The organism is Arsukibacterium sp. UBA3155, assembly GCA_002364615.1.
Lineage (GTDB): Bacteria > Pseudomonadota > Gammaproteobacteria > Enterobacterales > Alteromonadaceae > Alishewanella.
In genome coordinates this window covers 44,675-59,101 of sequence record DEYP01000024.1, presented here as the reverse complement: position 1 = coordinate 59,101, position 14,427 = coordinate 44,675, and the positions used below count along the sequence as shown (strand labels likewise).

At 48.5% G+C, this 14,427-nt stretch carries 8 protein-coding genes; 3 read left to right on the top strand and 5 right to left on the bottom strand.

What is annotated here, in order from left to right:
• The 4 genes from yegQ to narL all read right to left on the bottom strand — a co-directional run bounded on the left by yegQ (position 1) and on the right by narL (position 4,959).
• Entirely contained in the window at positions 1-1,320 is a 1,320-nt protein-coding gene (yegQ, locus tag B2X65_RS11810; protein WP_290612739.1) for a tRNA 5-hydroxyuridine modification protein YegQ, read from the bottom strand.
• The gene (locus tag B2X65_RS11805) at positions 1,314-2,936 is read right to left on the bottom strand and encodes a thiamine pyrophosphate-binding protein (protein WP_290612738.1); all 1,623 of its coding nucleotides are present in this window, start codon (positions 2,934-2,936) and stop codon (positions 1,314-1,316) included. Before B2X65_RS11805 ends, yegQ begins: the two co-directional genes overlap by 7 nt.
• A gap of 122 nt (positions 2,937-3,058) precedes the next feature.
• Positions 3,059-4,306: a gephyrin-like molybdotransferase Glp gene (glp, locus tag B2X65_RS11800; RefSeq protein ID WP_290612737.1), complete on the bottom strand. Its 1,248-nt coding sequence runs from the start codon at positions 4,304-4,306 to the stop codon at positions 3,059-3,061.
• Positions 4,306-4,959: a two-component system response regulator NarL gene (gene narL / locus B2X65_RS11795; RefSeq protein ID WP_290612736.1), complete on the bottom strand. Its 654-nt coding sequence runs from the start codon at positions 4,957-4,959 to the stop codon at positions 4,306-4,308. The genes glp and narL overlap by 1 nt, the downstream gene beginning before the upstream one ends.
• Positions 4,960-5,277: 318 nt before the next feature.
• Here narL and B2X65_RS11790 point away from each other — a divergent pair, with 318 nt between their 5' ends.
• On the top strand, positions 5,278-6,894 hold the full coding sequence (locus B2X65_RS11790; RefSeq protein WP_290612735.1) for an MFS transporter: 1,617 nt from the start codon (positions 5,278-5,280) through the stop codon (positions 6,892-6,894).
• A gap of 117 nt (positions 6,895-7,011) precedes the next feature.
• Here B2X65_RS11790 and B2X65_RS11785 read toward each other — a convergent pair whose 3' ends face one another.
• Positions 7,012-8,799, bottom strand: coding sequence for an ATP-binding protein (locus tag B2X65_RS11785; RefSeq protein WP_290612734.1), 1,788 nt, complete (start codon positions 8,797-8,799; stop codon positions 7,012-7,014).
• Positions 8,800-9,155: 356 nt separating this feature from the next.
• On the opposite strand from B2X65_RS11785, the gene B2X65_RS11780 reads away from it, so the two are divergent.
• A complete protein-coding gene (locus B2X65_RS11780; protein ID WP_290612733.1) occupies positions 9,156-12,872 on the top strand; it encodes a nitrate reductase subunit alpha in 3,717 nt (1,238 codons plus the stop codon).
• A gap of 16 nt (positions 12,873-12,888) precedes the next feature.
• Positions 12,889-14,424 carry a nitrate reductase subunit beta gene (gene narH, locus B2X65_RS11775; protein WP_290612732.1) on the top strand — a complete coding sequence of 512 codons (1,536 nt, stop codon included), beginning with the start codon at positions 12,889-12,891 and terminating at the stop codon, positions 14,422-14,424.
• Positions 14,425-14,427 lie beyond the last annotated feature (3 nt).

Sequence of the window (14,427 nt, the reverse complement as noted above, 5' to 3'; positions counted from 1 at the left end):
TCAACCTACCGTATTTACGGCTAAATCACTGTTGGCTGTGGCCGCAACTGGCAGCTGCTTTAACAACATGGCAAAGGTCAGGTCAGTTTGCTTTGGTAACTTTACTTTAAGCTGATAACAGGCACCAGGCGCTAATAAAATAGCGTTGTCCTGCTTGTCGCGCAGCGCCTGCAGGGTAAAGCTTTGGTTTCCCTCTGGCGTCATTAACAACAGGCTATCACCAACACTAAACTGGTTTTTAACCTCCAACAACGCAAAACCCTCACTGTCCTGCTCGCCTATAAACTCACCGACTAACAGCTGCTCACCAACACTGTGGCTGGTATCGTAGTTTTGTGTATCCTGTGGTTTATGCCGGCGCAAAAAGCCTTCGGTAAAACCGCGGTTGGCCATGCCGTTAAGCTCAGTGAGTAACTTTGGATCAAACGCTCTGCCGGCCACGGCATCATCAATAGCCTGGCGGTACACCTGAGCGGTACGCGCCACATAATAAGGTGATTTAGTACGCCCTTCTATTTTAAGCGAATGCACCCCCATATTGGTTAACGCCGGCACATGTGCAATAGCTCGTAAGTCTTTTGAATTAAGAATATAAGTACCGTGCACATCTTCATCTATGGCCATCAGCTCACCGGGGCGGCCTTGCTCTTCTAACAGTGCTGGTGTAGTTATCGGTTTAAACTGCCCAGCTTCATCTTCTGTCGCGCCATGTACCTGATAAGGCCAGCGACAACTGTTGGTACAAGCCCCCTGATTCGGGTCGCGTTTATTAATATAGCCAGATAACAAACAGCGGCCAGAATAGGCCATACACAGCGCGCCATGCACAAATACCTCCAGTTCCATTTCTGGTACTTCGCGCCGAATATCCGCAATTTCCTCCACCGCCAGTTCACGGGATAAAATAACCCGCTCGACCCCCTGTGTTTGCCAGAATTTCACTGCCGCCCAGTTCACCGTATTAGCCTGCACCGACAAATGCAGTGCCATATGCGGGAAATGCTGTTGTAACAGATAAATAACACCAGGATCAGAGACAATCAGTGCATCGGGACCAAGCGCCACTACTGGCGCCATATCCGCAATAAAACTCTGTAGCTTGCTGTTATGTGGCGCAATATTAACCACCACATAAAATTTTTTACCAAGGGCATGTGCTTCATCAATACCCGTGGCAAGCGCCGTTAAATCAAACTCATTGTTGCGTACCCGCAAGCTGTAACGTGGCTGGCCGGCATATACGGCATCGGCGCCGTAAGCAAACGCCAGCCGCATCGCTTTTAAACTGCCGGCGGGTGACAATAATTCAGGTATTAACATGGTGTCAGTCTCTCTTTTGTCGCAGCCTTAAAGCCTGCAGCAAAATTATTTAAGCGCTCTGTGCGGCTGCTACTATCCAGCATTACCTCAATCAGGCTAAAACGCATATCACTGGCCAATGCCAGCGCTAAAGCCTGGTTAAAATCAGCCAATGAACTAACCTGCATGCCATTTCCTCCCATAGTGCGAGCCAGATCAGCATACTTCCAGTTACTTAAGTTGGTACAATTAAGCCCGGGCGAAAACGCCTCTATCATGTCCCAGCGCTGGTTATTAAACACAATGACAATAGGTGCAAAACCATAGCGGGCGCAATGCCCAAGCTCCAGCCCGGTCATTAAAAAGGCACCATCACCTACCAGCACTACCGGCCGCAGGCCAGTAACCGCCTGCACACCAAACGCCGCGGGCACCGCATAGCCCATAGACGCATAAAAGGCCGGCGCCAGCATTAAACTGGGTTTGGCATGGAGTGAAGCAAATAAACAATCGCCAATATCTGAAATTAGCGGCACGGTGTTATTGCGCTCTGCTAACATCTTATCCAAACACTGCACCAAACTGCTGGTAGTCAACCGCTGCTCGGGTTCGGTAGCGGCCAATACCGGCAAAATCAATGATTTAAACGGTGGTATTGCTTGGTTTAGTAGCGCCGCCAATAGCGGCTGCAACCCCAGCTGTTTATAAGTTGTTTCGCCGAGGTTTAATTGGTTCTGCTCAATACAAATTAGCTTTTCTGGGGGGAATAATTCAGCATGAGCAGCAAAATTACTGTCCGTTTTAATCACACCAACCTGAATAATCAGATCGGCTTCCTTAAGCAGCTCTGCCGGACGAACATCCGTTTTATCTAAGAAAATACCACCATACAGAAAATGTTGCTGATCAAAGCTGGCGCGGCCCATCAGGGTGCTGACAAAAGGAATATTCAGCTTACTGGCCAGTGCTTCCAGCTCGGCTACCGCATCAAAGCGCCGCACATCCACCCCAGCCAGGATCACCGGTTGTTTAGCTTGCATTAAGCGCGCGGTAAGTTGTGTTATCGCAGCATCAAGCTCAGCCTGAGGAACGTCGGCAACCTGATAAACAGGTGCCAGAGAGGTCGTAAACTGTACTGCATCGCGCGGTATTTCAAGCAAAACCGGCCGGCTCTGCTCTTTGGCGGTTTGCAGTGCGGCCCGAATATCTTCACCGGCGCGGGCCGGGTTATCTAAGCGGAATTGGGACGCGGTAATTTCCCGGTAAATATCACGTTGTGAATCGACCGTTTTAGCTTGATGATGGATTTGCAGGCCACGCTCAATCTCAGCCTGACTGGGAAAGCCGGCAATAACGAGCAGAGGGACATGTTCAACATAAGCCTGGGCCACCGCATTAACGGCATTTAATGCGCCCGCACCGTAAGTCAGGATCACGACTGCCGGTTTATTGCTGATGCGGGCTGCGGCATCGGCGGCAAACACGGCTGACGGCTCATGGCTTAAATAATACAGCGGCAGCGTGCTGCGCTGCTGTAATTGTTCAAACAGCGGCAGCACAAAATCGCCAGGAATACCAAACAGTTGTTTTATTTCGAAAACGTCAAACTCATGTAGCAATACATCCACCAACAACATAACCTGCTCCGGGCAACCACCAATGCAGACAGTCTGGAGATATTCGTTATAGCCAGTGTTGATTCAGATCAAGCCTGCGCCAGCTTGAGCTGGCGCAAAGGTGGTATGTAAAGAGTTAACTGTCAGCGTAACAGCACTGAAAACGGCTGTATCGATACGACTTCACCGGCAGGCAGGCTGGCGCTGTCAGCTGGCAGCACGATATAGCAGTTGGCGTTGGCAATCGAGCTGAGCATACCCGAACTTTGGCTGCCTAATGTTTTCACCTGTAAACCTTGCGCGTCTTGCCAGTACCAGCCTCGCTGATAATCCTGACGCCCGGGTTGTTTTTTCAAAGGCACAGTACATGTCGCCTGCAGTAAAGAAGCTGTCCCTTCGTGGGTTTCACCGCTAAGTTTGCGCAGCACCGGCTGTACCAGTTGCTCTAAGGTCACCACGGCCGCAACCGGATTACCGGGTAAACCAAAGAACCAGCAATTATCTAACTTACCAAAAGCAAACGGTTTACCCGGTTTAATCGCCACCTTCCAGAACGCAATCTGGCCAAGTTTCTGCAGAATTTGCCGGGTATAATCGGCCTCTCCTACCGACACACCGGCACTGGTAATAAGTACATCGGCTTCTGTCATTGCCTTTGCAAACGCGTGTTCTATGGCAACCGGATTATCAGGTAGCAACCCCAAGTCAAGCACCTCTGCACCTAGGCGTTGCAGCATCGCCGCCATTACATAGCGGTTACTGTCATATATATGCCCTGATAATAACGGCTGGCCCGGTGGTAGTAATTCATCACCAGTTGAAAATATTGCGATCTTAAGCTGTCGCAAAACGTTAACGCTGGCATAACCTAATGACGCCAGTAAGCCAAGATCAGCAGGCCGTAATTTATGGCCTGCCGCAAGTACCTGCTGGCCTGTAGCGATATCTTCACCGGCAATGCGAACATGCTCACCTGCCTCAGGTACTATCTGACAATGGATCTGCTGGCTTGGCCCGGTCTGGCTTAGTGCTACCTGCTCCTGCACTACGACAGTGTCCAGTTCAGCTGGCATTACCGCGCCCGTGGTAATACGCACACAACTGCCAACCGGCACAGTGTCGTGATAAGCATGCCCTGCCAGCGCTGAACCAATGACATCTAATGGCTGATTGGGTTTTACGTCTGCCGCTCGCAGTGCGTAGCCGTCCATTGCTGCATTATCATAACCTGGCACATTGATTTCAGATAATATTGGCTGCGCTAACACGCAATCCAGTGCTTCAGCCAACGGCACCGTTAGCGATTCAGATAACGGTGATACCTCTGACAACATTTGTTCAATGGCACGCGCTGCAGATAACATGTTTTTTGTTGTACCGCTTTCCCTCATCAGGCTTTGGCTCCCTGTTGGTTGACCATCCATACCGCTGCTTCAACCCGTGAACGCAACCCAAGTTTCTTAAGTAAGTGTTTAACATGCACTTTTACCGTGCCATCAGAGATATTCAGCTCCCGGGCAATAAGTTTATTGCTCAAACCTTTGGCAATAAAACTTAGAATTTCGTGTTCACGATTGGTCAGACTATTCAGTTCAGCAGACGTTTTTACCGCGGGCCGACGCAATGCAGTGGCGAGGACCTGAGTGATCGCTTCACTGAGCACCATTTTACCGGTAAGTGAGCGTTTAATCTGTTCCAGTAACATTTCAGGATCGCTGTCTTTTAACAGATAGCCATCTGCTCCATTGCTAATGGCATTTACCACATCTTCATCAGCATCAGAAACGGTCAGCATCACAATGCGTGAGGTAACCCCTTCATCGCGCATTCGTTTTAAGGTGGCAATACCATCCATACCCTGCATATTTAAATCCAGAATTATTAAATCCGGGTCAAGTTCAACTGCCATCGGAATAGCGTCAGCACCACTGCTGGCCTCAGCCACTACTTCAAGCTCATCTTCTAACGCTAACAATTGCTTAAGCCCTTTGCGTAATAGTGGGTGATCATCCACTAACATAATGCTGGATTTTTGCTCTGCCATGTTTTGCTCCAAAATGAAATTCGGCTTAATAATGCTATTAGCTTATAACAAGCAGGAACAAACTTTGATATAAATCAGTAAAATGATAACTCTTCACCAGCACCACGTCGGCGTGAAACCGGTTACCTTGTTAATTAATTTAATCTTATCTTTATGATTTTAATGCAATAAATTTATATACTCTTTTATGCCTACCACCTTATAGGTACCTACAACTAACCTCCTGGCTTAAGGTGCTAACACCGAAGATACATTGTGACATTGCTCATCGCCCTGCATAGTTCATTGCGCTAAGAATGCTTTTAACAGGAGTGACCTATGTCAGATCTTAAACAGTGGCAACCAGAAGATGAACTCTTCTGGCAAAAAACCGGTAAGCGAATTGCGAATCGCAACCTGTGGATTTCTATCCCCAGTTTGTTATGTGGCTTTGGGGTATGGATGTTGTGGAGTATTGTCACCGTACAAATGCTCAACGTGGGTTATCCGTTCAGCACCGCCGAGTTGTTCACCCTTACCGCCATTGCCGGCTTAACGGGTGCAACGCTGCGTATTCCCTCCAGCTTCTTTGTTCGTTTATGTGGCGGGCGTTACACCTTATTCCTTACTACCAGTTTGCTTCTGCTCCCTGCCGTTGGCACCGGACTGGCGCTGCAAAGTATCGATACACCGCTGTGGGTCTTTCAGCTAATGGCGCTGCTTTCGGGTATTGGCGGTGGTAATTTTGCGTCATCAATGTCAAATATCAGCTTCTTTTTCCCGAAAAAACAGCAAGGCTTAGCATTGGGTTTAAACGCGGGTCTGGGTAACTTTGGTGTAACCACGGTACAAATTCTGGTGCCTATTTTCATGTCTTACGGCGTGTTCACCTTACTTGGCGGCGGGGAGCCTATGGTTCTTGAAAAAGCAAGCGGTACCGTTACCGGCATTATCCCCGCTGGCACCGAAAGCTGGATCCAAAACGCAGGTTTTGCCTGGTTAATTACGCTAATCCCACTGGCCTTTTTACTCTGGTTTGGCACTAACAATATTCATACCGAAGAAGTCACCCCCAAGCTGCCTTCTGCTGCAAAGTCTTTCAGTATTATCCTGGCAATGCTGGGCATTGGTTTTATTACCTCTATTGCCGGTTTATGGTTAATTTTGCCGGAGTCGGCCAATGGTTCCGGTTTTGGCATTCCGAAAGAAATTGTACTGATTGCCATCTTGTTTGCTACCGTGTTTCTGTTAAAACTGCTGCCTGGTGCCATTCGCACCAGCCTCGATCGCCAGTACAAAATCTTTAATAACAAACATACCTGGGTAATGAGTGTGCTGTACGTCATGACCTTTGGCTCGTTTATCGGTTTTGCGGCCGCTTTTCCGTTATCGATTAAAGTGATTTTTGGCTATAGCCACATTATGGTTGATGGCGTAATGACCCATAATACTTCTAATCCGAATGGCCCCAGCGCTTTAACGTATGCCTGGATTGCGCCCTTTGTTGGCGCATTAATTCGCCCGGTCGGTGGCTGGATTGCGGATAAATTAGGTGGTGCTTTTGTGACACAACTTTGCTCTGTGGTAATGGTGCTATGTGCGTTAGGCGCGGCTTACTACATGCAGCTTGCTTATCAAAGCGCGACTCCCGAGCAATATTTCGTACCATTTTTCCTGATATTTTTAGGGTTATTTGCCGCCAGTGGCATTGGTAACGGCTCTACTTTTCGGACCATTGCCGTGGTGTTTCCCAAAGAGCAAGCCGGCCCGGTATTAGGCTGGACATCAGCTGTCGCTGCTTACGGCGCGTTTTATATTCCACAAGTGCTGGGTGAGCAAATTAAAGCCGCAACGCCAGAATACGCCATGGTAGGTTTTGCTATTTTCTATGGTCTGTGTTTGTTAGTTAACTGGTTTTTTTACCTTCGCAAAAATGGTGAGTTTTACAATCCTTAACCAAACTCATATCACACCACTTAAACAACGCGAGCGTGTTGCTTTCAAAGGCAACACGCTTAGTCTCATTAAGACTGCCACTGACACGTGTTAACACGCAAGGTTTAAGACTGTTCGTTATGCGCTTTTCTGTTGCACCAGATACCCAGGTGTAAAACTGAAATAGACGCCGGTACCACCGGCATTACGGCGTTTAATCTCAATCTCACCGCCTAAGTGCTTACTGCGTTCCTGCATAATTGCCAGACCATAGTGATTCATTTTTTCGGCTGACTGCGGAATACCAACGCCATTATCCTCTATTGACAATACGATCGATTGGTCTTCTTCTTGTTGCAAATTAATTAAAACCTCACTACCAGCACTATGGTGTACTGCATTTTGACTGGCTTCACGGATTATTTGCAGCAGATGGATTTCTTCATGTGGCGCTAACGGAACATTGGTTAAATGATAATTAAGCTCTATACGCATACCCGACTGCTCACTAAGCTGTTTTGCAGTTGTTTGCAGCGCACTGTGCAATCCGCTGCCATCAACTTTAAGACGGAAGGTCGTCAATAATTCACGTAGCTGCCGGTAAGCCGCATCTAAACCTTGTTTTAACTCAGCTGACACATCAGCAATGGTCTCTTTATCGTCTTTTTGCGTTGCTTTGTTTAATCGGGTCACCTGAATTTTCAGGTAAGAAAGTGCCTGCGCCAATGAATCATGTAATTCCCGTGCAATCACCGTGCGCTCCTGCATCAATGCCAGGCGCCGAACCTGCTCTTCCTCAGATTTTAAACTCAATGCCAACGCCAGTTGGTCTGCCACCGCCGCCAGCAATTTTTGCTGCCAAAGCGCCAGTTCTTGTCCTTCGTCGATACGCGCGACTAACACTCCATATTTTTTCTGGTCTCGGTGCAACAAATAGTTGTAGATGTCACTGCTGCAGCCTGATGGCTGTGGCGAGCTTAAACAATCACCGCAATTTTTCTGTGCGCAAGGATCTGACTCACTGTCACCCGGTAACACTTGCATATAAGGCTTAACACCCTCTTCAGTAAACAAACACAGCTCCAGATTGTCTACTTTCACTACCATTTTTAATTCAGCAATTATTTGAGTAAAATCCAGATATTCTGGCACATTTTCACTAATTCTCTGAGCGGTGCTATATAAAAATCGCAAAGTGGTGTTACTGTGTTGCAGCGCCTCAGTTTGCTCTTCCACCCGCTTTTCCAGGTTACCGTACATATAGGAAATAGAATCGCTCATCTTATTAAAACTATGCGCCAACGTACCAAGTTCGTCGTTATTTACCACACTGACTCTTTGGGTAAAATCTCCCATGGCCACTTGCCGCGCGCCTTTAGTTAACTCCTCCAATGGCTGTTGCACCATCACTTTTAACCAGTAAATCACAATGGCAGACAATAGTACGGTTGCCAACAATGCGATTAACTGCAATGTACGAAAACTACGGATTTTATCTTCAGCATCTTGTTGAATTAAAGACACCAGTTGCTCCAGCAACACCATTTGCTGCCCCAATGCTTGCTCCATTTGCCTTAAAGTAAGCGTGCGCTGGGTGACTTGCGGTTCAAGTTGTTGCCAGTGCTGCTTAGCGGCATCAAATTGCCTCGCTATTTCAGCATGTTGCGTAAAACGAGCGAATATCGGATGTTGCCAGCTTTGATTAAATTGGGTTGTTGCTTCCTGCAGCTTTTGCTCATCCGGCTGCATTGCCAGCCAGGCCATACGATAACTTTGCATTCGTAAAGAACCGGCTACATTGACAGCCAGGGCGTCACTGTCGGCTTTATCTGACAACCAGTACGATGCCAGCATAGTGCCAATCGCCAGGGTGACGATGCATGCAAGTGCAATATTAATTCGGGTAACCATTGAAAACTGTCGCATAACCACTCCGCTTTTTAACAAGTTAAGCATACCTGTTTATTCGTTACTGTGCCGCAATACTGGTAAATACAGCCGAAACACCCTTAAAAATAGCGGGCAAAATTGAGCTACCTCTTTTTTCCCGCCAGGGTAGTGTTTTTTTTTATCTCTACACCTGCGGTGGTAGAACAGCCACTATTGTCAGCCATCCAGCCACACCATGCACTACCACCTTGTAGGTATTTCTGATTTTTATCATGCATTTAGCCCTATAGCGACGTTGATCCAAATCAAGCATCATCGGCCTGTTGTTTCTATAGTGTGCATATCAGACGAGCAAGACATCTGTTCATGCCGGATAAGACCAGGAGCCATATATGAGTCACCTTCTCGACAAACTACGCTATTTTAAATCACGGAAAGAACCCTTTGCCGACGGCCATGGTATTACTACCGAGCAAGACCGCCGCTGGGAGCAAGGCTATCGTGAACGGTGGCAGCACGACAAAATTGTCCGTTCTACCCATGGGGTTAATTGCACCGGTTCTTGCAGCTGGAAAATATACGTTAAAAATGGACTGGTTACCTGGGAAACCCAGCAAACTGATTACCCGCGCACCCGTCCGGACTTGCCAAACCACGAACCGCGGGGCTGCCCGCGCGGCGCCAGCTACTCCTGGTATATTTACAGTGCTAACCGGCTGAAGTACCCAAAAATGCGGCAACAGCTAATGATGCTGTGGCGTGAAGCTAAAGCGCAGCACGCTGATCCGGTAAAAGCCTGGGAATCTATTGTTACCGATCCGGTAAAGGCAAAAAGTTATAAAGAGCGTCGCGGTTTAGGTGGTTTTATCCGGGTAACCTGGGATGAAGTAAACGAGCTGATTGCTGCCTCTAACGTTTATACCACTAAAAAGTATGGTCCGGATCGGGTAACCGGCTTCTCGCCTATTCCTGCCATGTCAATGGTGTCGTATGCGGCAGGTGCCCGGTATTTATCATTAATTGGTGGTAACTGTTTAAGCTTCTACGACTGGTATTGTGACTTACCACCTGCTTCACCGCAGGTATGGGGCGAGCAAACCGACGTGCCCGAGTCAGCCGACTGGTATAACTCAAATTACATTATTGTCTGGGGCTCGAATGTGCCACAAACCCGCACCCCGGATGCTCACTTTTTAACTGAAGTGCGCTACAAAGGTACCAAAACCTGCGTAATTACCTCAGATTATTCTGAAGCATCAAAATTCGGCGATACCTGGCTGGCACCACGTCAGGGCACTGATGCCGCACTGGCAATGGCCTTTGGTCATGTGATTTTGCAGGAGTTCTATGTTAATAACCCCAGCGCATACTTTACTGACTATGTACGCCGCACAACGGATATGCCGATGTTGGTTATGCTGGAGCCCGGTGAAAAACATCTGACGCAAGGTCGTTTTTTACGTGCGGCCGATTTAGTCGATAACTTAGGCGAAGATAATAATCCGGATTGGAAAACCATTGCCCTGAATAAAGATGGCCGCTTAACCAGCCCCAATGGTGCTATTGGCTATCGCTGGGGGCAAAGTGGTAAATGGAACCTGGAACAAAAAGACAAAGACGGCGATCTGGAACTGCAGTTAACACTGAAAGATGGCCATGATGAATTGGTTGATGTTGGCTTTCCTTACTTTGGTGGCGCACCGCACGAGTATCAGTACTTTCAGCATACTGCGCATGATGATGTGCAAATTCGGAAAATTCCGGCCAAGCGGGTTGAGTTAGCCGATGGCAGCAGCGTATTGGTTGCCACTGTATTTGATTTAATGCTGGCGCACTATGGGGTAGATAACGGTATTGGTGATGAAAACCGGGCTAAATCCTTTACCGACAATGTGCCTTACACCCCAGGCTGGCAGGAAGCCATTACCGGCGTTCGGCCCGATGACGTGATCCGCGTTGCCACCGAATTTGCCCGTAATGCAGACAAAACGCGTGGGCGTTCGATGGTGATCGTAGGTGCGGCACTGAACCACTGGTACCACATGGATATGAATTACCGCGGCCTGATTAATATGCTGATGATGTGCGGCTGTATCGGCCAAAGTGGTGGCGGCTGGGCGCATTATGTTGGTCAGGAAAAACTGCGACCACAAACCGGCTGGACGCCATTGGCCTTCGCCCTTGATTGGCAACGCCCGCCTCGTCATATGAACGGTACCTCATTCTTTTACAATCACTCCAGTCAGTGGCGTTATGAAAAACTGGACATGACAGAAATTATTTCGCCGCTGGCCAATAAAGAAAAATGGAGCGGCAGTATTCTTGACTTTAACGCCCGCGCCGAGCGGATGGGTTGGTTACCATCAGCGCCGCAACTGGGAGTAAACCCACTGGGGCTGGCAGCAGAAGCTAAAGCGGCGGGAGTTGAGCTAAAAGATTATGTACTGGATCAGCTGAAAAACCGCAAAATTAAATTTGCTTGTGAGCAGCCTGAAAGCCCGCAAAATTTCCCGCGCAACATGTTTATCTGGCGCTCGAACTTACTGGGCTCCAGCGGCAAAGGCCATGAATATATGCTGAAGCATTTGCTGGGCACCAAACATGGTTTACTGGGCAAAGACTTAGGCGAGTTTGGCGGTAAAAAACCACAGGACATTGAATGGACTGACGACGGCGCTGAAGGCAAAGTTGATTTATGGGTAACGCTGGATTTTCGGATGTCCACGACCTGCCTGTATTCCGATATCGTGCTGCCAACCGCTACCTGGTATGAAAAAGACGATATGAATACCTCGGACATGCACCCGTTTATTCACCCGTTAACGGCTGCCATAGACCCGGTATGGGAAGCGCGCAGCGACTGGGAAATATTTAAAGGCATTGCCAAAGCGTTTTCAAAAGCATCTGTGGGGCATTTGGGGGTAGAAACCGATGTGGTTACTACACCGATGCACCACGATACCCCGGCCGAGTTGGCACAACCCTACGGCGTAAAAGCCTGGTGGAAAGGGGAATGTGAAGCTATTCCGGGTATGACCATGCCACATATTAATGTGGTAGAGCGGGACTACCCCAATACCTATGCCCGTTTTACATCGGTTGGTCCGTTGCTAGAAAAACTTGGCAATGGCGGCAAAGGCATCGGTTGGGATACTAAGGTTGAGGTAGATTTTTTACGTCAGTTAAACCGGGTGCACACCGATGAGGGCGTTAACAAAGGCATGGCGAAAATTGACAGTGCCATTGACGCCTGTGAAATGATTTTATCGTTAGCGCCGGAAACGAACGGCCAGGTAGCCGTTAAAGCCTGGGCTGCACTAAGTAAAATGACCGGGCGCGACCATACCCACCTGGCATTACCTAAAGAAGACGAGAAAATCCGCTTTGCCGATATCGTTGCACAGCCGCGCAAAATCATCAGCTCTCCTACCTGGTCGGGGCTGGAAGATGAACATGTGTCGTACAACGCAGGTTATACCAACGTGCACGAGCTGATCCCATGGCGCACCATTACCGGCCGCCAGCAGTTTTATCAGGATCACGAATGGATGCGCGACTTCGGTGAACAATTGTGCAGCTACAAGCCGCCCATTAATCTAAAAACTGTTGAACCGGTGTTAAATAAAAAATCTAATGGTAACAAAGAGATAGTGCTTAACTGGATTACGCCACACCAAAAATGGGGCATTCATAGTACCTACTCTGACAACCTGTTAATGCTAACGCTGTCACGCGGCGGCCCTATTGTCTGGCTTAGCGAAATTGATGCCAAAGCCGCTGATATTGAAGATAACGACTGGATAGAAATATTCAACGTTAACGGTTCAATCTCTGCACGTGCGGTGGTGTCACAACGCGTACCCGAGGGCATGAGCATGATGTATCACGCTCAGGAGCGGATTGTAAATATACCGGGTTCAGAAATGACCGGCAGTCGCGGCGGTATCCATAACTCGGTGACCCGTGCGGTTATGAAGCCCACCCATATGATTGGCGGCTATGCACAGCAAGCCTATGGCTTTAATTACTACGGTACGGTCGGCTGTAACCGCGACGAGTTCGTGGTGGTGCGTAAAATGAGCAAAGTTGACTGGCTGGATACTAAATAAGGTTGGAGTAAGCAATATGAAAGTTAGAGCCCAAATAGGCATGGTGCTGAATTTAGACAAGTGCATAGGTTGCCACACTTGCTCCATCACCTGCAAAAACGTCTGGACCTCGCGCGAAGGCGCAGAATATGCCTGGTTTAACAATGTTGAAACCAAGCCCGGTATTGGTTATCCGAAAGACTGGGAAAATCAGGAAAAATGGAAAGGCGGCTGGACCCGCGAGAAAAATGGCAAACTGGTTCCTAAAATTGGTGGCAAGTTGCGGGTATTGGCCAACCTGTTCGCTAACCCCGACTTACCCGAAATTGATGATTACTATGAACCCTTCGATTTTGATTACCAGCACCTGCATAACGCCGGTGATACCAAACACCAACCGGTGGCAAGGCCGCGTTCTTTAATCAGTGGTCAGCGGATGGAGAAAATTGAATGGGGTCCAAACTGGGAAGAAATTCTTGGTACTGAGTTTGCTAAACGTAAAAAAGATCAGAACTTTAACGAAGTCGTGCAAAAGGATATTTACGGCCAGTTTGAAAAAACATTTATGATGTACCTGCCACGTTTGTGCGAACATTGCCTGAATCCGGCGTGTGTCGCCGCCTGCCCAAGCGGTGCTATTTATAAGCGCGAAGAGGATGGCATAGTACTGATTGATCAGGACAAATGCCGCGGCTGGCGCATGTGCGTATCGGCCTGCCCCTACAAAAAAATCTACTACAACTGGAAAAGTGGTAAGTCGGAAAAATGTACTTTCTGTTTCCCACGGATTGAAGCCGGACAGCCCACCGTATGCTCAGAAACCTGCGTGGGGCGTATTCGCTATTTAGGTGTGTTGCTGTACGACGCTGATAAAATTGCCAGTGCCGCAAGCACGCCAAATGAGAAAGATTTATATCAGGCACAACTGGATATCTTCCTTGATCCGTTCGACCCCGATGTTATTTCAGCTGCCAAAGCTGAAGGTATTACCGATAACTGGCTTAAAGCGGCGCAGCGTTCACCGGTGTATATGATGGCGATGCAGTGGAAAGTCGCCCTGCCGTTACACCCGGAATACCGCACACTACCAATGGTCTGGTATGTACCACCGCTATCCCCCATTCAAAGTGCGGTTCAGGCCGGGCATGTTGGCATGAATGGTGAAATTCCGGACTTAAAATCGCTGCGGATCCCGCTGCGTTACCTGGCCAATTTGCTTACCGCTGGTGATGAAGCGCCGGTAGTCCGCGCGCTGGAGCGAATGATCGCAATGCGCGCATTTAAACGCTCGCAGCAGGTAGATGGCGTGGAAGATCTGGAAGTATTAACCCAGGTTGGTTTAACCGCAGTGCAGGTAGAGGAAATGTACCGCTACATGGCGCTGGCAAATTACGAAGACCGCTTTGTTATCCCTACCAGTCACCGGGCATATGCTGAAAATGCTTACGATATGAAGAGCGATTGTGGCTTTAGCTTTGGCAATGGCTGTGCCGGCGGCGAGAGCAAACTGAATATTTTTGGCGGCACCACCAAGGGTGTTCGCAAAGTCATTCCAGTGACGATGAAGGAGTAAACG

Excerpts from the sequence above, each read along its gene's own strand:
- yegQ (WP_290612739.1), bottom strand. The coding sequence starts at position 1,320 with ATGTTAATACCTGAATTATTGTCACCCGCCGGCAGTTTAAAAGCGATG.
- glp (WP_290612737.1), bottom strand. The coding sequence starts at position 4,306 with ATGAGGGAAAGCGGTACAACAAAAAACATGTTATCTGCAGCGCGTGCC.
- B2X65_RS11780 (WP_290612733.1), top strand. The coding sequence starts at position 9,156 with ATGAGTCACCTTCTCGACAAACTACGCTATTTTAAATCACGGAAAGAA.
- narL (WP_290612736.1), bottom strand. The coding sequence starts at position 4,959 with ATGGCAGAGCAAAAATCCAGCATTATGTTAGTGGATGATCACCCACTA.
- B2X65_RS11790 (WP_290612735.1), top strand. The coding sequence starts at position 5,278 with ATGTCAGATCTTAAACAGTGGCAACCAGAAGATGAACTCTTCTGGCAA.
- narH (WP_290612732.1), top strand. The coding sequence starts at position 12,889 with ATGAAAGTTAGAGCCCAAATAGGCATGGTGCTGAATTTAGACAAGTGC.
- B2X65_RS11785 (WP_290612734.1), bottom strand. The coding sequence starts at position 8,799 with ATGCGACAGTTTTCAATGGTTACCCGAATTAATATTGCACTTGCATGC.
- B2X65_RS11805 (WP_290612738.1), bottom strand. The coding sequence starts at position 2,936 with ATGTTGTTGGTGGATGTATTGCTACATGAGTTTGACGTTTTCGAAATA.